This window comes from Pseudomonas bharatica CSV86 (genome assembly GCF_000319305.2).
In the GTDB taxonomy this organism is placed as follows: domain Bacteria; phylum Pseudomonadota; class Gammaproteobacteria; order Pseudomonadales; family Pseudomonadaceae; genus Aquipseudomonas; species Aquipseudomonas bharatica.
The window spans coordinates 2551627-2571236 of record NZ_AMWJ02000002.1; the positions used below are offsets into that span (position 1 = coordinate 2551627).

Here is a 19610-nt window from a genome sequence, read left to right on the forward strand (position 1 = left end):
TCCGCGACCTTTCTGTGGATAAGTACTTAGAGCCCATATAATGCCTGATGTACAGAGATTCATAACCCTGTGGCCCAAGGGCAATGAGGGTTATGGATAAGCGTCCGGAACCTGTGGATTAAATTGCTTGTTACCCACAGATGGATTTATCTCCACCCCTCAGGCCAGGTTATCAACGGAGCTGAAGGCGGGTTTTCCACAGGGCTCATTCTCCCTGTGTAAACACGCGGGCAGCCGAAAGCCCCAGAGCAGAGCCGGTAGGTTTCCGTTGTCAAATGAGGGAGGGTGAAGCAGGACGCAGCAAACGGGCCGATCAAATCAGGCCCGTTTGTGGATAAGAACGCTTACTTGCCGATACAGAAGCTGGAGAAGATACGACCCAGAAGATCGTCTGAACTGAATGCGCCGGTAATTTCACCCAACGCCTGCTGTGCCTGGCGCAGATCTTCGGCCAATAGCTCACCCGCGCCGGCCAGGGTCAGTTGTTCACGACCATGCTCGAGGCTGGCGCTGGCCTGGCGCAGGGCATCCAGATGTCGCCGGCGGGCGCTGAAGCCGCTTTCGACCGTCTGTTCGTAGCCCATGCAGGCCTTCAAATGATCGCGTAGCAGATCCAGGCCTTGATCCGGCGCCTTGGCGCTGAGGGTAATGGTGACATGCCCGTCCTCGCTTTCCTCCATGCCGATGGATTCGCCGCTGAGGTCGGCCTTGTTACGGATCAGGGTGACCTTGTCTGGCCGCGGTCGCTGATCGAGGAATTCCGGCCATAGGGCAAAGGGATCACTGGCTTCCGGCGCAGTGGCATCCACTACCAGGAGCACCCGGTCCGCTTCGCCAATCGCCTTCAGAGCGCGTTCCACGCCGATCTTTTCCACATGGTCGTCTGTGTCGCGCAAGCCGGCAGTGTCCACTACATGCAGGGGCATGCCGTCTATGTGGATATGTTCCCGCAGGATGTCCCGGGTGGTGCCGGCAATATCGGTGACGATTGCCGCTTCACGACCGGCAAGCATGTTCAACAGGCTGGACTTGCCAGCGTTGGGACGACCGGCGATCACGACTGTCATGCCGTCGCGCAGCAAGGCACCCTGTCCGGCTTCGCGCATTACCGAGGCCAGATCGCTGCGTACCTGGTCAAGCATGCCCAGCACATGGCCATCGGCGAGGAAATCGATTTCCTCTTCGGGAAAGTCGATCGCTGCTTCCACGTAGATGCGCAGGCTGATCAGACGCTCGGTCAAGTTATCCACACGCCGGGAGAATTCTCCCTGAAGCGATCGAAGGGCATTGCGCGCTGCCTGGGCGGAACTGGCCTCGATCAGGTCGGCTATCGCTTCGGCCTGGGCCAGGTCGAGCTTGTCGTTGAGGAAGGCGCGCTCGCTGAACTCACCCGGCCGCGCAAGACGACATCCAAGCTGTACACAGCGTTGCAGAAGCATATCCAGCACCACCGGACCACCGTGGCCCTGCAGTTCCAGCACATCCTCGCCCGTGAATGAATTAGGGCCGGGGAAGAACAAGGCAATGCCCTCGTCAAGCACCAGTCCGTCTTCACTGCGGAACGGGCCGTAGTGGGCGTGGCGCGGAGACAGTTCGCGACCGGTGATGGCTTGCCCGGCCTGGCGCGCCAATGGCCCGGAGATCCGCACAATGCCTACCCCGCCGCGGCCTTGGGCGGTAGCGATGGCGGTGATGGTTTCGCGACGGGAAGTCATGTCGATAGCCTCGAAACAAAAACGTCAGATAGCAAAACGCCCCACGAGTGGGGCGTTTATCCACAGATTAGCTGGCTAATCCGTCAGGCTGCGGCCTTCTTGGTCGCGTTTTCGATACTGCGGGTGATGTACCACTGCTGTGCGATGGACAGGCAGTTGTTCACAACCCAATACAGCACCAGACCAGCCGGGAACCACAGGAAGAAGAAGGTGAAGATGATCGGCATCATTTTCATTACCTTGGCCTGCATCGGATCCGGTGGGGTCGGGTTCAGCTGCTGCTGGATGAACATGGTCGCGCCCATGATGATCGGCAGGATGAAGAACGGATCCTTGATCGACAGGTCGGTGATCCAGAACATCCACGGAGCCTGGCGCATCTCCACGCTTTCCAGGAGTACCCAGTACAGCGAAAGGAAGACCGGCATCTGCACCAGGATCGGCAAGCAGCCGCCCAGCGGGTTGATCTTCTCTTTCTTGTACAGCTCCATCATCGCCTGGGACATCTTCTGGCGATCGTCACCGAACTGTTCTTTCAATTGGGCCAGGCGCGGCGCAACAGCACGCATGCGCGCCATCGAACGGTAGCTGGCGGCGGACAGCGGGAAGAACAGGCCCTTGATCAGCATGGTCAGGACGATGATCGACCAGCCCCAGTTGCCGAGCAGGCTGTGGATATGTTGCAGCAGCCAGAAGATCGGCTGGGCAATGAACCACAGGATGCCGTAGTCGACGGTCAGCTCCAGGCCTGGGGACAACTCCTTCAGCTTGCTCTGGATCTTCGGACCGGCGTACAGGGTGCTGCTGGTTTCAGCCTTGGCGCCAGCGGCAACGTTCAACGCAGGACCGTTGTAACCGATGATGTAGTTGCCTTGGCTATCCTTGCGGGTCTGAACGAAGTTGTTATCGGATTTTTCCGGGATCCAGGCCGTCACGAAGTAGTGCTGCAGCCAGGCGACCCAGCCGCCGTTCACATTTTCTTTCAAATTGCCCTTGTCCATGTCCTTCATGGACACTTTCTTGTAGGGCTCGGAACTTGTCCACAGGGCAGCACCCAGATAGGTGGCAGTACCGGTGGCGGTCGACGACGAAGGATCGGAGCTGGCGTCACGCTTCAGTTGGCCGAACATGTTGCCGGTCCAGGGCTGGCCGCTCTGATTGTCGATCAGGTAGCTGACCTTCAGGTCGTACTCGCCGCGTTTCAGGGTGAAACGCTTGATGTAGTTGACGCCGGCGTCGCTGAACTTCAGGTCGACGACCAGTTGGTCCTGGCCATCGGCCAGTTGATAACTTTTTTGCTCGGCAGCATAAATCGGACGGCCAGCAGCACGTGAGTCCGGGCCGTTGGCGCCGATCAGGCCGCTCTGGGCCAGATAAACACGTTCGCCACCGTTATCGAACAACTGGAACGGAATTTCCGGATGATCCTGGCGACGTGGGTACTTCGGCAGGGTCAACTGGACAATATCGCCACCCGTAGGGTCGATAGCCAGATCGAGTACATCGGTCTTGACGCGGATCAGATCCTTGCTGACAGCGACCGGTGCCTGTTCCGCCGGGGCTTCGGCGTTGACGCTCGGAATGTCGGCATTGGTATTGCCGGCACCGGTGCTGTCCGGCAGGGAAGGCGCGATGGTGCTGGAGGCAGCAGTCTGATTCGGCAGGGCAGCCTGGCCGTAGTCCTGGTTCCACTTGAGGACCATGACATAGGACACGATTGCCAGGGCGGCGATCAGGATCGTGCGTTTAATATCCATGATTACTCGGCTATCGAAGAAGTACGGGAGGAAGGAACGGGCGGAACCGGATCAAAACCGCCTGCATTCCAGGGATGACAACGACCCAGCCGACGAACGGTCAGCCACCCGCCGCGTAAAAGACCATGTGTTTCGATGGCTTCGTACGCATAGCAGGAGCAACTTGGGTAGAAACGGCAATGGCTGGCCATCAACGGGCTGATGGCGTAACGGTAAAACTGGATCGGAACGAGGGCCAGTTTACGCATCTGGACGGTCCACCCCTACGGATTCGGTCTTGACCTCTGGAGAGGGCCGAGTACGAGCGAGGCGCTTCCAGATCTTGCCAAAATGCTGGTGCAATTCCGGGTTTTCTATATCGCCAAGGCCTTTGCGCGCGACGATGACTATGTCCCAGCCGGCCAGGATTTCCTGGTGTCGACGAAACGAATCGCGCATCAAACGCTTCAAGCGATTGCGCTGAACGGAAAGCTTTACGGCTTTTTTGCCGATCACCAGGCCCAGACGGGGATGATCCAATCCGTTTTCGCGGGCAAGCAGCAAGAGACTCTTGCCGGGCACCTTGCCTGATGGAGAGTCAAAGACCGCTTTGAAGTGTCGGGGTGTCAGTAGACGCTTATCCCGACTGAAGTCCTGACTCACCACCTGTGCCGAAAATCAAACTGCCAGGCGCTTACGGCCTTTGGCACGACGGCGGGACAGAACAGCACGGCCGTTCTTGGTGGCCATACGTGCACGGAAACCGTGAGTGCGAGCGCGCTTGATGGTGCTTGGTTGGAAAGTACGTTTCATGGCGTGTTACCTGGTTCGTGACTACGGGCCGGAATGGCCCCCGTTTTAAGAGACCGGCGATTCTAGAGAAAGCAGGTCCGTAGGTCAATTTCCAACCAGCTTTTCCTTATAGAACGAAAAACCGGTCGGGATTCGATCCGGCCCGGTTCGTCAGGGTCACCGCGGTTAGACATAAAAAAAAGAGGAAAGGTATTTAAAGCTTTTCTGAAGAACTTATGAATCTTAGCATCGGAATTTCTGTGGATAGATCTCTGAAAGCCTTGTTCTGCGTGTTGTACAAAGATTCAAAACCCTGTCGGGAAACGGTGCTTTGCTTGTGCCGGATGCTCGGAAAAGCAGTGGATAAAATCGCTACTTTTCCACAGGCTAGTTTTCCACAGGCTTGGACCCCGACTTGTGCATAGCCCTTATCGATGGTTATCCACAGAGCTTATTCAGGCGGGCCCAAAAGCATTTTGGTCAGTAAATGACTGATTTAACGCCTCTCTTGGGCCTACTGCGTGTGGATAAGTGTGCGGGTGCCCGGTACAATGGCTGCTTGTTTTTGCCTCACCGGCCCTCACCGGCCCTCACCGGCCCTTACCGGGCTTCCAAACTCAGGGGATATCCGTGTCAGTGGAACTTTGGCAGCAGTGCGTGGAGCTTCTGCGCGATGAGCTGCCTACCCAGCAATTCAATACCTGGATCCGTCCGCTACAAGTCGAAGCCGAAGGCGACGAGTTGCGCGTCTACGCGCCTAACCGTTTCGTACTCGACTGGGTCAATGAAAAGTACCTGGGCCGTTTGCTGGAACTGCTCGGTGAACACGGCAACGGTTCCGTGCCGGCGCTCTCCTTATTAATAGGCAGCCGTCGCAGCTCGGCTCCGCGTGCAGCACCCAACGCACCGCTCGCAGCTGCCGTGGCTGCTTCCCAGGCGGCAGCTGCCAAGGTTGCACCGGCGCCAGCCGTCAGCGAGCCGGTCAACCACGCCCCTTCTGCGCCTGTTGCCGAGCCTGCAATTGAAGAAGCGCCGTCCCGGGAAAGCTTCGATGCGATGGGGGGCGACGCTCCGGCCGCTGCTCCCGTTGCCGCCAACGGTCGTTCGGAACAGCGTACCGTGCAGGTCGAGGGTGCACTCAAGCACACCAGCTACCTCAACCGGACCTTTACCTTCGAAAACTTCGTGGAAGGTAAATCCAACCAGCTGGCCCGTGCTGCAGCCTGGCAGGTGGCGGACAACCCCAAGCACGGCTACAACCCGCTCTTCCTTTATGGGGGCGTAGGCTTGGGTAAGACCCACTTGATGCATGCCGTGGGTAACCATCTGCTCAAGAAGAACCCCAACGCCAAGGTTGTCTACCTGCATTCCGAGCGCTTTGTCGCGGACATGGTCAAGGCGTTGCAGCTCAATGCGATCAACGAGTTCAAGCGTTTCTATCGTTCCGTGGACGCCCTGCTGATCGACGACATCCAATTCTTCGCCCGCAAGGAGCGTTCCCAGGAAGAGTTTTTCCACACCTTCAATGCCCTTCTTGAAGGCGGCCAGCAGGTGATTCTCACCAGCGACCGTTATCCCAAGGAGATCGAAGGCCTGGAAGAGCGATTGAAATCCCGCTTCGGCTGGGGCTTGACCGTAGCGGTCGAGCCGCCGGAGCTGGAAACCCGTGTTGCGATCCTGATGAAGAAGGCCGACCAGGCCAAGGTCGAACTGCCGCATGACGCCGCGTTCTTCATTGCCCAGCGCATTCGCTCCAACGTTCGCGAACTCGAAGGTGCACTTAAGCGTGTAATCGCCCACTCCCACTTCATGGGCCGCGATATCACCATCGAACTGATTCGTGAATCGCTGAAGGATTTGCTGGCCCTGCAGGACAAGCTGGTGAGTGTGGATAACATCCAGCGCACCGTCGCCGAGTACTACAAGATCAAGATTTCCGATCTGCTGTCCAAGCGTCGCTCGCGTTCGGTGGCTCGCCCACGGCAGGTTGCCATGGCCCTGTCCAAGGAATTGACCAACCACAGTCTGCCGGAAATCGGCGATGTATTCGGCGGCCGCGATCACACCACCGTGCTGCACGCCTGCCGCAAGATCAACGAACTCAAGGAATCCGACGCGGATATCCGCGAGGACTACAAGAACCTGCTGCGGACCTTGACCACCTGATGTCAGCGCAGCTTTTCAAGGCAAGGGACTAGACCATGCATTTCACCATTCAACGCGAAGCCCTGTTGAAACCCCTGCAACTGGTCGCAGGCGTCGTCGAGCGCCGCCAGACCTTGCCGGTACTGTCCAACGTACTGCTGGTGGTCCAGGGTCAACAGTTGTCGCTGACCGGTACCGACCTCGAAGTCGAACTGGTGGGCCGCGTCCAACTGGAAGAGTCGGCCGAGCCGGGCGAGATCACCGTACCTGCGCGCAAGCTGATGGATATCTGCAAAAGCCTGCCGAACGATGCGCTGATCGATATCAAGGTCGATGAACAGAAGCTGCTGGTCAAGGCCGGTCGTAGCCGCTTCACGCTTTCGACCCTGCCAGCCAACGACTTCCCGACCGTGGAAGAAGGTCCAGGCTCGCTGACTTGCACCCTGGAGCAAAGCCGCTTGCGTCGCTTGATCGAACGCACCAGCTTTGCCATGGCCCAGCAGGACGTGCGCTATTACCTCAACGGCATGCTGCTTGAAGTATCCACAGGTACCCTGCGTGCAGTTGCCACTGACGGTCACCGTCTGGCCATGTGTTCGATGAGCGCCGACATCGGTCAGGCCGACCGTCACCAGGTGATCGTGCCGCGCAAAGGTATCCTAGAGCTCGCACGCCTGCTCACCGAGCCGGATGGCACCGTCAGCATCGTCTTGGGTCAGCATCACATTCGCGCCACTACCGGTGAGTTCACCTTTACCTCGAAACTGGTGGACGGCAAGTTCCCTGATTACGAGCGCGTGCTGCCAAAAGGCGGCGACAAGCTGGTGCTGGGCGACCGACAGGCATTGCGTGAGGCTTTCAGCCGCACCGCGATCCTGTCCAACGAGAAGTACCGTGGCATCCGTCTGCAACTGGCGGCTGGCCAGTTGAAAATCCAGGCGAACAACCCTGAGCAGGAAGAAGCGGAAGAAGAGATCAGCGTTGACTACAACGGCGCTTCGCTGGAAATCGGCTTCAACGTCAGCTATCTGCTTGACGTGCTGGGCGTAATGACTACCGAGCAGGTTCGTCTGATCCTGTCCGACTCCAACAGCAGCGCGCTGCTGCAGGAAGCGGACAATGATGACTCCTCCTATGTCGTCATGCCGATGCGTCTGTAATCTTTCCAGACAATCCTAGATGTCCCTCAGTCGTGTCTCTGTCACCGCGGTGCGCAACCTGCACCCGGTGACCTTCTCTCCCTCCCCGCGTATCAACATCCTCTACGGTGCCAATGGCAGTGGTAAAACCAGCGTGCTGGAGGCCATTCACCTGTTGGGGCTGGCTCGTTCATTCCGTAGCACTCGGCTGAACCCGGTCATCCAGTACGAAGAAGCCGTTTGTACGGTTTTTGGTCAGGTAGCACTGGGAGATGGCGCATCGAGCAATCTTGGTGTGTCCCGAGAACGCCAGGGAGATTTCACCATCCGTATCGACGGGCAGAATGCCCGTGGTACCGCGCAACTCGCAGAAATCCTGCCGTTGCAGCTGATCAATCCAGACAGTTTCCGCCTGCTTGAAGGTGCGCCGAAGATCCGCCGCCAGTTCCTCGATTGGGGAGTGTTCCACGTGGAACCCCGCTTTATGGGAACCTGGCAACGACTGCAGAAGGCGCTGCGGCAGCGAAACTCCTGGCTCCGGCATGGTACACTTGACGCCGTTTCGCAAGCGGCCTGGGACCGTGAATTGTCCTTGGCCAGTGCTGAAATCGACGAATATCGCCGTAATTACATCAAAGCGTTGAAGCCTGTCTTCGAGCAGATCCTCAGCGAATTGCTGGAGCTGGAAGGGCTTACCCTCAGCTATTACCGAGGCTGGGACAAGGACCGGGAGCTTATCGACGTGCTCGCGGCCTCTCTTCAACGTGACCAGCAGATGGGGCATACCCAGGCTGGTCCGCAACGTGCAGATTTACGCCTCCGGCTGGGGGCGAACAATGCTGCGGACATTCTGTCCCGCGGCCAGCAGAAGCTGGTAGTTTGCGCGTTGCGTATCGCCCAAGGACACCTGGTCAGCCAGGCGCGCCGCGGTCAATGTATTTACCTGGTGGATGACTTGCCGTCCGAACTGGATGAGCAACACCGTCGCGCGCTGTGCCGCTTGCTGGAAGACTTACGCTGCCAGGTGTTTATCACCTGTGTAGATCACGAATTACTGAGGGAAGGCTGGCAGACGGATACGCCGGTTGCTTTGTTCCACGTGGAACAGGGCCGTATCACCCAGACCCACGACCATCGGGAGTGAAGGCATGAGCGAAAATCAAACGTACGACTCCTCCAGCATCAAGGTGCTGAAAGGGCTTGATGCCGTACGCAAACGTCCCGGTATGTACATTGGCGACACCGATGATGGTAGCGGCCTGCACCACATGGTGTTCGAGGTGGTCGACAACTCGATCGACGAAGCCCTCGCCGGCCATTGCGACGACATCACCGTAATCATTCACCCTGACGAAACCATCACTGTGCGCGACAACGGTCGCGGCATTCCGGTCGATGTGCATAAAGAGGAAGGGGTTTCCGCGGCAGAGGTCATCATGACCGTTCTCCACGCCGGCGGTAAGTTCGACGATAACTCCTACAAGGTTTCCGGTGGTCTGCACGGCGTAGGTGTCTCGGTAGTAAATGCGCTCTCCGAAGAACTGACCCTGACCGTTCGCCGCAGCGGCAAGATCTGGGAGCAGGTCTACGTTCACGGTGTTCCACAAGCACCGATGAAAATTGTTGGCGAAAGTGAAACCACCGGTACCCAGATTCACTTCAAGCCTTCGGCTGAAACCTTCAAGAACATCCACTTCAGCTGGGACATCCTGGCCAAGCGGATTCGTGAACTTTCCTTCCTGAACTCCGGCGTCGGTATCCAACTGAAGGACGAGCGTGCAGGCAAGGAAGAGTTCTTCCGTTATGAAGGTGGCCTGCGTGCGTTCGTTGAATACCTGAACACCAACAAGACTCCGGTGAACCAGGTTTTCCATTTCAGCGTGCAGCGTGAAGATGGCGTAGGCGTCGAGATCGCCCTGCAGTGGAACGACAGCTTCAACGAAAACCTGCTGTGCTTCACCAACAACATTCCGCAGCGCGACGGTGGTACCCACCTGGTTGGCTTCCGCTCCGCGCTGACCCGTAACCTGAACAACTACATCGAGCAGGAAGGTCTGGCCAAGAAGAACAAGGTCGCGACTACCGGTGACGATGCCCGTGAAGGTCTGACCGCGATCATCTCGGTCAAGGTGCCGGATCCGAAGTTCAGTTCGCAAACCAAGGACAAGCTGGTTTCCTCGGAAGTGAAGACTGCCGTGGAACAGGAGATGGGCAAGTACTTCTCCGACTTCCTCCTGGAAAACCCGAACGAAGCCAAGGCCGTTGTTGGCAAGATGATCGACGCTGCCCGTGCCCGTGAAGCGGCGCGCAAAGCCCGTGAAATGACCCGTCGCAAAGGTGCACTGGATATCGCCGGCCTGCCGGGCAAACTGGCGGATTGCCAGGAGAAGGACCCTGCCCTTTCCGAACTCTACCTGGTGGAGGGTGACTCCGCGGGTGGATCGGCCAAGCAGGGTCGTAACCGCAAGACCCAGGCCATCCTGCCGTTGAAAGGCAAGATCCTCAACGTCGAGAAGGCCCGTTTCGACAAGATGATCTCTTCGCAGGAAGTTGGCACCCTGATCACCGCCCTCGGCTGTGGTATCGGGCGCGAAGAGTACAACATCGAGAAGCTGCGCTATCACAACATCATCATCATGACCGATGCTGACGTTGACGGTTCGCACATCCGTACCCTGCTGCTGACCTTCTTCTTCCGTCAGTTGCCTGAGCTGGTCGAGCGCGGCTACATCTACATCGCTCAGCCGCCGCTGTACAAGGTCAAGAAGGGCAAGCAGGAGCAGTACATCAAGGACGACGAGGCCATGGAAGAATACATGACCCAGTCGGCCCTCGAGGACGCTGCCCTGTACCTGAACGAGTCTGCCCCGGCGATTTCCGGCCCGGCGCTGGAAGCCTTGGTCAATGAATTCCGTGGCGTGATGAAAACCCTGAAGCGCCTGTCGCGCCTTTATCCACAGGAGCTGACCGAGCACTTCCTGTACCTGCCGGCGGTTTCCGTGGAGCAGCTGTCCAACCAGGCCGCGATGCAGGAGTGGCTGGACAAGTTCCAGGAGCGCCTGAACGGCGTCGAGAAGTCTGGTCTGCTGTACAAGACCAGCCTGCGTGAAGACCGTGAGCGCAATATCTGGTTGCCGGAGGTGGAAATCACCTCCCATGGCCTGGCCAGCTATGTGACCTTCAACCGTGACTTCTTCGGCAGCAACGATTACCGCACTGTCACCGCGCTCGGTGCTCAGCTGGCGTCGTTGCTGGAAGAAGGCGCCTACGTGCAGCGCGGTGAGCGCAAGAAAGCGATCAACGAGTTCAAGGAAGGTCTGGACTGGTTGATGGCCGAAAGCACCAAGCGCCACACCATCCAGCGATACAAAGGTCTTGGCGAGATGAACCCGGACCAGCTGTGGGAAACCACCATGGACCCGGCCGTGCGTCGCATGCTCAAGGTCACCATCGAAGACGCGATCGCTGCTGATCAGATCTTCAACACTTTGATGGGCGATGCGGTGGAGCCTCGTCGCGAGTTCATTGAAAGCAACGCGCTGTCGGTGGCTAACCTGGACTTCTGATTACTCGGGAGAAGTTCACCAAAGCATGAAGAAGGCCAACCCTATGGGGTTGGCCTTCTTCATTTATAACGCCGCGAGATTTCGCAATGTTCCACGTGAAACATCCCTAGTATCCCTTACTCGGCCAATAGCTCGCCCTGCTCCTCGGCGCACAGCGCCAGCAAGTAATCCCAGACCACCCGCAGGCGTACGGACTTGTGCAGCTCGCGGCGGGTACTGATCCAGTAGCTGCGCTGGATGGTTTCGCTGGGCAGGATGCGCACCAGTTCAGGGTCGTGCCGGGCCATGTAGTTGGGCAACACCGCAATACCCAACCCCGCCCTAGCGGCATGCTGCTGGGCGATCACACTGGTGCTGCGGAACACCACGTTCGGCGCCCGGCAGAAGCTGTGCAGGAACAGCAATTCCTGGCTGAACAGCAGGTCGTCGACATAGCCGATCCAGCTGTGTCGAGCGAGGTCCTCGCGGCTGTTGAGAGCGGGCGCCCGGGCCAGATACTCGCGGCTGGCATAGAGCGCCAGGCGATAGTCGGTGAGCTTGCGGGTGATCAGCAGATCGGCGTTGGGCCGCTCAAGGTGAATGCTGATTTCCGCCTCGCGGTTGATGATGCTGACGAAGCGTGGCACCGCCACCAGCTCTACCTCCAGGCCCGGATAGCGTTCGAACAACCCGCTCAGTCGTGGAGTGAAGAACACGATACCGATGCCTTCGGTGACCCCCAGGCGAATCTTGCCGAGCGGCGTAATCGCCTGGGTGATCTCCTCCTGCGCCAGCAGCGCGACGTTCTCCATCGCCTCCGCATGCTTGAGCAAAGCCTGCCCGGATGGGGTCAGTTCATAGCCCTGGGCATGCTGGACGAACAGCGCCGTGCCCAAACTTTGCTCGATATTCTCGATATGCCGGGCCACGGTACTGTGGGTGGTATTGAGGCGCTTGGCGGCGGTCAGCAGGCGGCCGCTGCGCTGAAGTTCGAGAAAAAACCGCAGATCATTCCAGTCGAACATGTTGGTCCCGTTCATCGCTGGCCTCGTTGGCGCTGTGCTAAAACGCACAACGGTTGAGTGAAATCTCTCGTTTTCAACTCGAAAGTAATCAACAACACTGAGGCAAGACAAGAATAAAAATCAGGCGAGAGGTTTGAAATGCCATCAGCCGAACTGTCCTACGACTACGTCATTGTCGGCGCCGGCCCGGCTGGCTGCCTGCTGGCCAACCGGCTTTCCGCCGATCCCGGTTGCCGTGTCGCCCTGCTTGAAGCGGGAGGGCGCGACAACTACCCCTGGATTCATATTCCGGTGGGCTACCTCTACTGCATCGGCAATCCCCGCACCGACTGGTGCTTCAAGACCGAGAACCAGCCTGGCCTTGACGGACGCAGCCTTGGCTATCCGAGGGGCAAGGTCCTGGGTGGCTGTTCGTCGATCAACGGCATGATCTATATGCGCGGTCAGGCCGGCGATTACGATCGTTGGGCGGAGGAAGGTAACCCCGGCTGGGCGTGGAAGGATGTGCTGCCGCTGTTCAAGGCCAGCGAAAAGCATTTTGCCGGCGCTTCGGATGTACATGGCAGCGAAGGCGAATGGCGGGTGGAACGGCAGCGTTATTCCTGGCCGATCCTCGATGCCTTTCGCGAGGCTGCGGCCCAGCAGGGTATCGCGAGCGTCGATGACTTCAACGGTGGCGATAATCAGGGTTGTGGATACTTCCAGGTCAATCAGAAATCCGGCGTGCGCTGGAACGCGTCCAAAGCCTTCCTGCGCCCTATCGCAGATCGTCCCAACCTCGACGTGCTCACCGGCGTCGAAGTCGATCGTGTGCTCCTCGAGAACGGTCGTGCGGCGGCGATACGGGGACGTCGGGAGGGCCAGTGGCAGGATTTCCGCGCCCGTCGCGAGATCCTGCTGTGCGCCGGCTCCGTGGGATCTCCGGGCATCCTGCAGCGCTCCGGCATCGGTCCGCGGCCGTTGCTCGAACGCCTGGGCATCGGCGTACAGCACGAACTGCCGGGTGTCGGCGGTAACCTCCAGGACCATCTGCAACTGCGCCTGATCTACCAGGTGGATAACGTGCGCACCCTCAACCAGGTTGCCAACAGCCTGTTCGGCAAGATGGGCATGGGCCTGCGTTATCTCTATGACCGCAGCGGACCACTGGCGATGGCGCCGAGTCAATTGGGGGCCTTCGTGCGCAGTGGTCCGGAGCAGACCTCGGCCAACCTGCAGTATCACGTCCAGCCGCTGTCACTGGACCGCTTCGGCGAACCGCTGCACCGCTTCGCCGCGTTCACCGCCTCGGTGTGCAACCTGCGCCCGGTCAGCCGCGGGCGTGTGGATATCCGCTCCGCCGATCCGTCCGTGGCGCCGATGATCGACCCCAACTACCTCAGCGCAGCCGAAGACCTCAAGGTTGCCGCCCAAGCCATCCGCCTGACCCGCGCCATCGTCGCTTCCCCTGCCCTGGCGCCCTTCTCGCCCAGGGAATACCTGCCGGGCGCAGCGCTGGATAGCGAAGAAGAACTACAAAAGGCCGCCGGCCAGATCGGCACCACGATCTTCCACCCGGCCGGAACCTGCCGCATGGGCAGCGGTCCGCTGGATGTGGTGGACGCACAATTGCGGGTGCATGGCGTGCCCGGCCTGCGGGTCGCCGATGCCTCGATCATGCCGAACATAGTGTCCGGCAACACCTGTTCCCCCACATTGATGATCGCGGAGAAGGCCGCGCAACTGATTCGCCAGGGCCATGAGGCCGCTGGCAAGCGTAGTGACCGAGCAACGATAACGACGCCCTGAGCCTTGGCCGGGCGGCGCGCAAGAGTGACACCGGCAGCAGTCGACCGGTGTCGACAGTGGACAACAACAATAATCACTGTGCCCCCACGACGGGGCCGAGGACAGCACGATGTCGGACACCCTCCAGCAACAGGGCGCGACCACGACGGCCAACAGCCGTCGCGAAGAGCGCAAGATCATTTTCGCGTCATCCCTCGGGACGGTTTTCGAGTGGTATGACTTTTTTCTCTACGGGGCCCTGGCCGCGGTTATCAGCAAGCAATTCTTCGCCGGGGTCAACGACACCACGGCGTTCATCTTCGCGCTGATGGCCTTTGCCGCAGGCTTCCTGGTCAGGCCTTTCGGTGCCCTGGTGTTCGGTCGCCTCGGTGACATGATCGGGCGCAAGTACACCTTCCTGGTCACCATCGTGCTCATGGGCCTGTCGACCTTCGCTGTCGGCCTGCTGCCCACCTACGCCAGCATCGGCATCGCTGCGCCAATCATCCTGGTCGTGCTGCGCATGCTCCAGGGCCTGGCGCTGGGGGTGAATACGGCGGCGCGGCTACCTATGTGGCCGAGCACGCGCCACCCGGAAAGCGCGGTTTCCATACCGGGTTCATCCAGTCCACCGCCACGCTCGGCCTGCTGCTTTCGCTGATCGTGGTACTGGGCAGCCGGTATATCAGTGGCGACCAGTTCGAAACCTGGGGCTGGCGTTTGCCATTCCTGCTTTCCATCGTGCTGCTGGCGATCTCTACCTGGATCCGCATGAGCATGCACGAGTCGCCAGCCTTCGTGAAAATGGGTATCCGGAATTTCTGGTTGATAAAATGCCAAAGATGTAAAGAAGAAAATCTTTCTCAGCGGATTATCTGATTGATCCTCTTCAGCCTACTCTACTGCCAATTTTCTGTTTCCACCTTCGCCTGAGTCTTCATAGCGATGCTGACTAGGGAGGACAGCGAGAGCTGGGCAAGCGTCAAAGCGGTTCTGGTTCATGCGCAATCCGGACACCTGCACAACATTCCTCTTGTAAGAAACCGATCAAATTCTCTAGGTGCCCATACTCGGGTATACAGACAATCGTGCGGCTATGTTTCTCCTGCCGGATCAGCCCTACCTTGGCCATGCGCGCAAGGTGATGTGATAGCGTCGAAGCAGGAATACCCAGCCCCTTCTGGATATCTCCGACCGAAGCCCCATCATGGCCAGCTTTGACCAGAAAGCGGAACACGGACAGTCGGTGACTATTCCCTAGCTCAGCTAAGCTGGCTGCAACCTTTTCGTGATCCATAGCACGCCCCAATAATTCGATGTTTCTAGAATTATAGTTGACAGGTCGGATAAACGCAAGTAGGCTGCGTACATCATTTCGACAATACTAGAAATATAGGAGTAATATTGAATGTCATCTCAACTCCAAGACGCTCTAGGCATGTTCGCCTTTCTCGCTATCGAGCTATCGGTTTTATTCATTGGCATTAGCTTGCTGGTCGGAGTTCTTCAACGTCACATCCCACCATCCAAGGTGGAAGCGTTACTGACTTCCAGTGGGAAGCGAGGCTATTTTCTTGCTGCTGGTTTAGGAGCTATAACGCCCTTCTGTAGTTGCTCGACTATCCCCATGTTGAAAGGGTTGATTCGGGCACGGGCCGGTTTTGGGCCGATGATGGTGTTTCTTTTCTCATCTCCGTTGCTGAATCCTATCGTCGTCGGCCTGCTGGTTGCCACGTTTGGATGGACACTTACTGCTATCTATGTGCTCGCCGCTTTGGTGGTCGCGGTAGGTGCCGGATGGCTGCTTCACACGCTTGGCTTCGAGCGTTATGTGCGCCGGACGGCGACACAAGAGAGCAGTGGATGTAGTTCATCAGCAAGCCCGTGCAGTGCTACATCGACCGCATCGAGTTGCGGCACCAACAGCTGCGACACCACTCCGAAGACGGCTTCTTGCGGGGCTGATAGGAAGACAACAGTCTCTACGTCTAGCGAATGCTGTGACAGTCAACCCACTGTCACGGTTAAGAAAGAAGGGAAGTACAGTGGTGTGTGGCGGGAAGCTTGGTCGGACTTTATCGATGTGTTGCCTTACCTGCTCATCGGTATTGCGATTGGCAGCGTGATCTATGGTTTCATGCCCACTGACTTATTGGAGCAGTATGCAGGCCCAGATAATCCCTTTGCCATTCCAGTTGCCGCTGTCATCGGCGTGCCGTTGTATATTCGCGCTGAAGCCGTCATACCTCTGGCAGCGGCTCTGATGGCCAAAGGCGTGGGTGCCGGGACGGTGCTAGCGTTGATCATCGGCAGTGCCGGAGCCAGCCTGACTGAGCTCATTCTGTTGCGCTCTTTGTTCACGCTGAAGCTTTTAGCGGCGTTTTTAGCAGTCATTTTTGCTATGGCGATGATTGCCGGTTACGCCACCTACCTGTTTTTCTGATCAAGGCGGGAGATGATTAATTCGTTAAGCCTTCCTGGGTACCAGTTGGTGGATTCTGATGAGCAGAATGAAGACATACATTTTCGGCTTGAAGCACCTACACCAGTAGCCTGCGAGGGGTGCGGCGTGCAGGGTGAGTTCGTGCGGTTCGGCAAGCGTGACGTTCCCTATCGTGATCTGCCCATCCACGGCAAGCGGGTCACTCTCTGGGTGGTCCGCCGCCGATACACCTGCCGGGCCTGCAAGACAACATTCAGGCCCCAGCTACCGGAGATGGTGGACGGATTCCGTATGACACTGCGGCTGCATGAGTACGTGGAGAAGGAATCCTTCAACCACCCCTACACCTTTGTGGCGGCACAGACCGGCCTGGACGAGAAGACGGTGCGCGACATCTTCAACGCCCGCGCCGAGTTCCTGGGGCGCTGGCACCGCTTCGAGACGCCCCGCATCCTGGGCATTGACGAGCTATACCTGAACAAGCGCTACCGCTGCATTCTGACCAACATTGAGGAGCGAACCCTGCTCGACCTGCTGGCCACCCGCCGCCAGGACGTGGTGACCAACTACCTGATGAAGCTGAAAGACCGGCAGAAGGTCGAGATCGTCAGCATGGACATGTGGAACCCCTACCGGGCAGCGGTCAAGGCTGTGCTGCCCCAGGCCCGTATCGTGGTCGATAAGTTCCATGTGGTGCGCATGGCCAACGATGCCCTAGAGAGAGTGCGCAAGGGCCTCAGAAAGGAGCTGAAACCGTCCCAGAGCCGGACTCTCAAGGGAGACCGGAAAATCCTGCTGAAACGCGCTCACGAAGTCTCAGACCGGGAGCGCCTCATCATGGAGACCTGGACAGGCGCGTTCCCGCAACTGCTGGCCGCCTACGAGCACAAGGAGCGCTTCTACGGCATCTGGGACGCCACCACACGGCTCCAGGCAGAAGCCGCCCTGGACGAGTGGATAGCCACCATCCCGAAGGGCCAAAAGGAAGTCTGGAGCGATCTGGTCAGGGCAGTGGGAAACTGGCGCGAAGAGACCATGACCTACTTCGAGACGGACATGCCCGTCACCAACGCTTACACGGAGTCCATCAACCGACTGGCCAAGGACAAGAACCGTGAAGGGCGCGGTTACTCCTTCGAGGTGATGCGGGCACGAATGCTCTACACCACGAAGCACAAGAAGAAGGCACCGACTGCGAAGGTCTCTCCTTTCTACAAGAAAACCATCGGTTACGGACTGCCGGACTTCGCAGAGGAACTCAACTACGGAGTCGATCTATCAACCATCTGATAATGGTATCAGGTTGGTGGGGTAAAGGTGCCCCATCAACCATTAAATCCGTATACCCGTGAAAATGAAGGCCCAGGGCAAGGTGAGCAAATCACCGATCCGCGAGTCGTTCACCTCCTGGCCGAACCTGAAGGTGGTACTGACCGCGCTGTTCAGCATCAACGCTGGACAGGCGGTGACCTTCTACACCGCCCAGTTCTACGTGCTGTTCTTCATGACCCAGATGCTCAAGATGGACCCGGCCCAGGCCAACTCGCTGTTGATCATCAGCGTGGTGATCGGCGCCCCGTTCTTCGTCTTCTTCGGTTGGCTGTCGGACCGCGTGGGGCGCAAGCCGATCCTGATGATTGGCCTGCTGCTGGCTACCGTCCTGTACTTCCCGCTGTTCAAGGCCCTGAGTCATTACGCCAATCCGCAGATCGACGCCGCCAGCCGCCAGGCGCCTATTGTGGTACTCGCAGATCCGGCCGGTTGCACGTTCCAGTTCGACCCTGTGGGTAAGGCACGCTTCGACAGCCCGTGCGACAAGGTGAAGACCTTCCTGGTCAAGCAGGGCCTTCCCTACAGCTCGCAAGCCCTGCCAGCCGGCAGTGCCGTGGCGGTGACCGTTGGCGAGCAGCGCATCGACGGCTTCGACGAAGCAGCCCTGCGTGCCGCCATCGACAAGGCCGGCTACCCGGCCAAGGCCGAGGCTGCCAACGTCAACCAGCCGATGGTGGTCCTGCTGATCGTGGTGATGATCCTGATCGCCACCATGACCTACGGCCCGCTGGCGGCGGTGATGGTCGAGCTGTTCCCGACCCGCATCCGCTATACGTCGATGTCCCTGCCCTATCACATCGGCAATGGCTGGTTCGGCGGGTTCCTGCCAACCGTGTCCTTCGCCCTGGTGGTATACACCGGGGATATCTTCTACGGACTGTGGTATCCGGTACTGATTACCGGGGTCAGCCTGGTGGTAGGTCTGTTCTGCCTGAAAGAAACCCGGGATGTGGATATCGACAAGATCTGAGCTGATCCCATGCACAAAAAAACCGGCTTAAAAGCCGGTTTTTTAATTCCGCGAAAAAACTTATGCACGATTTACCTGGAACCTTCACACACAGAAATATGTATGAATATCAGCAAGTTGCATTCGTTTTTCACGGGTCATCCAAATATTGTCAACAAGTTATCCACAGATCGCCTCAGGCCACCGAGGCAGTTTCGCTGGTGGTGGCTTGTGGCGGCAGGGAACCCAGGTCGCGCTGGGTCTGTTCGTTCCACGCCGCAGCGCGGTCGTTCAGCTCTGCGATGGCCCGCGGGCCAGAGCCCTCGGCCCACATTGGCTGGCCGATAACCACCTCGATGGTGCCGGAACGCTTGCCCCATCCCTCTTTCGGCCAGAACTTGCCGGCGTTATGAGCGATTGGCAGCACCGGCAGGTTGGCGTTCACTGCCAAGGCTGCGCCACTGCGGGAGAACTTGCCGACCTGACCGAAAGGCACGCGGGTGCCTTCCGGGAAGATCAGCACCCAGACATTCTGCTTGAGCAGCTCGTCGCCCTTGCTCGCGACCTGTTTCAGCGCGACCTTCGGGTTGTCCCGGTCGATGGCGATAGGCCGCAGCATGGCCATGGCCCAGCCGAAGAACGGCACGAACAGCAATTCGCGCTTGAGCACCTGGCTCAAGGGTTGGAAATAGGCAGAAAGGAAGAACGTCTCCCAGGTGCTTTGGTGATTGGACACGATCACACAAGGCCGCTCGGGGATGTTCTCGGCGCCGGTCACCTTGACCTTGATACCGAGGAATACACGTACCAGCACCAGCGCGAAGCGGCACCAGTAGACATTGATGAAGCGATAGCGCACCGGGAACGACATGAACGGTGCGACAAAGAAGCTCAGCGAGCACCAGAGCAGCGAACTGGTCCCCAGCAGCACATAGAACAGGAAAATTCTGATCGCCTGCAGGATCGACATAGCAGCGTGTACCGTTGCGGGCGTGCCCGCTCGAAGTAAGAACGCGCCCGCA

General features: G+C 58.5%; 15 protein-coding genes and 2 pseudogenes. 9 read left to right on the forward strand and 8 right to left on the reverse strand.

What is annotated here, in order from left to right:
- Positions 1–344: 344 nt before the first annotated feature.
- From mnmE to rpmH, 5 genes are all read right to left on the reverse strand, one after another.
- Positions 345–1715, reverse strand: coding sequence for a tRNA uridine-5-carboxymethylaminomethyl(34) synthesis GTPase MnmE (mnmE, locus tag CSV86_RS25585; protein ID WP_009402539.1), 1371 nt, complete (start codon positions 1713–1715; stop codon positions 345–347).
- Between the two features lie 83 nt (positions 1716–1798).
- Entirely contained in the window at positions 1799–3472 is a 1674-nt protein-coding gene (gene yidC / locus CSV86_RS25590) for a membrane protein insertase YidC (protein ID WP_009402540.1), read from the reverse strand.
- Between the two features lie 2 nt (positions 3473–3474).
- On the reverse strand, positions 3475–3720 hold the full coding sequence (yidD, locus tag CSV86_RS25595) for a membrane protein insertion efficiency factor YidD (protein WP_009402541.1): 246 nt from the start codon (positions 3718–3720) through the stop codon (positions 3475–3477).
- Positions 3713–4117 carry a ribonuclease P protein component gene (gene rnpA / locus CSV86_RS25600; protein ID WP_009402547.1) on the reverse strand — a complete coding sequence of 135 codons (405 nt, stop codon included), beginning with the start codon at positions 4115–4117 and terminating at the stop codon, positions 3713–3715. The genes yidD and rnpA overlap by 8 nt, the downstream gene beginning before the upstream one ends.
- Positions 4118–4129: 12 nt before the next feature.
- The gene (rpmH, locus tag CSV86_RS25605) at positions 4130–4264 is read right to left on the reverse strand and encodes a 50S ribosomal protein L34 (RefSeq protein ID WP_002551315.1); all 135 of its coding nucleotides are present in this window, start codon (positions 4262–4264) and stop codon (positions 4130–4132) included.
- A 609-nt stretch (positions 4265–4873) separates the two neighbouring features.
- On the opposite strand from rpmH, the gene dnaA reads away from it, so the two are divergent.
- From dnaA to gyrB, 4 genes are read left to right on the forward strand one after another with little or no spacing between them, the layout of a single operon-like run.
- A complete protein-coding gene (gene dnaA / locus CSV86_RS25610) occupies positions 4874–6409 on the forward strand; it encodes a chromosomal replication initiator protein DnaA (protein ID WP_009402560.1) in 1536 nt (511 codons plus the stop codon).
- 35 nt (positions 6410–6444) lie between these two features.
- Positions 6445–7548, forward strand: coding sequence for a DNA polymerase III subunit beta (gene dnaN, locus CSV86_RS25615; RefSeq protein ID WP_009402561.1), 1104 nt, complete (start codon positions 6445–6447; stop codon positions 7546–7548).
- A 19-nt stretch (positions 7549–7567) separates the two neighbouring features.
- Entirely contained in the window at positions 7568–8671 is a 1104-nt protein-coding gene (gene recF / locus CSV86_RS25620; protein ID WP_009402562.1) for a DNA replication/repair protein RecF, read from the forward strand.
- 4 nt (positions 8672–8675) lie between these two features.
- A complete protein-coding gene (gene gyrB, locus CSV86_RS25625; protein ID WP_009402568.1) occupies positions 8676–11093 on the forward strand; it encodes a DNA topoisomerase (ATP-hydrolyzing) subunit B in 2418 nt (805 codons plus the stop codon).
- A 116-nt stretch (positions 11094–11209) separates the two neighbouring features.
- On the opposite strand, the gene CSV86_RS25630 is transcribed toward gyrB, so the two are convergent.
- Positions 11210–12097 carry a LysR family transcriptional regulator gene (locus tag CSV86_RS25630; RefSeq protein WP_009402569.1) on the reverse strand — a complete coding sequence of 296 codons (888 nt, stop codon included), beginning with the start codon at positions 12095–12097 and terminating at the stop codon, positions 11210–11212.
- Between the two features lie 138 nt (positions 12098–12235).
- Between CSV86_RS25630 and CSV86_RS25635 the strand changes: the two genes are divergently transcribed.
- Both CSV86_RS25635 and CSV86_RS25640 read left to right on the forward strand, forming a co-directional pair.
- Positions 12236–13885, forward strand: a complete 1650-nt coding sequence (locus tag CSV86_RS25635) for a GMC family oxidoreductase (RefSeq protein WP_009402570.1) — start codon at positions 12236–12238, stop codon at positions 13883–13885.
- A gap of 109 nt (positions 13886–13994) precedes the next feature.
- A pseudogene (locus CSV86_RS25640) lies at positions 13995–14671 on the forward strand (MFS transporter); the annotation flags it as partial.
- Between the two features lie 175 nt (positions 14672–14846).
- On the opposite strand, the gene CSV86_RS25645 reads toward CSV86_RS25640, so the two are convergent.
- A complete protein-coding gene (locus CSV86_RS25645) occupies positions 14847–15161 on the reverse strand; it encodes an ArsR/SmtB family transcription factor (RefSeq protein WP_000349485.1) in 315 nt (104 codons plus the stop codon).
- 141 nt (positions 15162–15302) lie between these two features.
- On the opposite strand from CSV86_RS25645, the gene CSV86_RS25650 reads away from it, so the two are divergent.
- From CSV86_RS25650 to CSV86_RS25660, 3 genes and pseudogenes are all read left to right on the forward strand, one after another.
- A complete protein-coding gene (locus tag CSV86_RS25650) occupies positions 15303–16307 on the forward strand; it encodes a permease (protein ID WP_040363373.1) in 1005 nt (334 codons plus the stop codon).
- 12 nt (positions 16308–16319) lie between these two features.
- Positions 16320–17597 carry an ISL3 family transposase gene (locus tag CSV86_RS25655; RefSeq protein ID WP_000610830.1) on the forward strand — a complete coding sequence of 426 codons (1278 nt, stop codon included), beginning with the start codon at positions 16320–16322 and terminating at the stop codon, positions 17595–17597.
- 58 nt (positions 17598–17655) lie between these two features.
- Positions 17656–18609: pseudogene (locus CSV86_RS25660) on the forward strand (MFS transporter); the annotation flags it as partial.
- Positions 18610–18784: 175 nt separating this feature from the next.
- Here the strand turns inward: CSV86_RS25660 and CSV86_RS25665 are convergent.
- Positions 18785–19558 carry a lysophospholipid acyltransferase family protein gene (locus tag CSV86_RS25665; protein ID WP_009401853.1) on the reverse strand — a complete coding sequence of 258 codons (774 nt, stop codon included), beginning with the start codon at positions 19556–19558 and terminating at the stop codon, positions 18785–18787.
- Between the last annotated feature and the right edge of the window lie 52 nt (positions 19559–19610).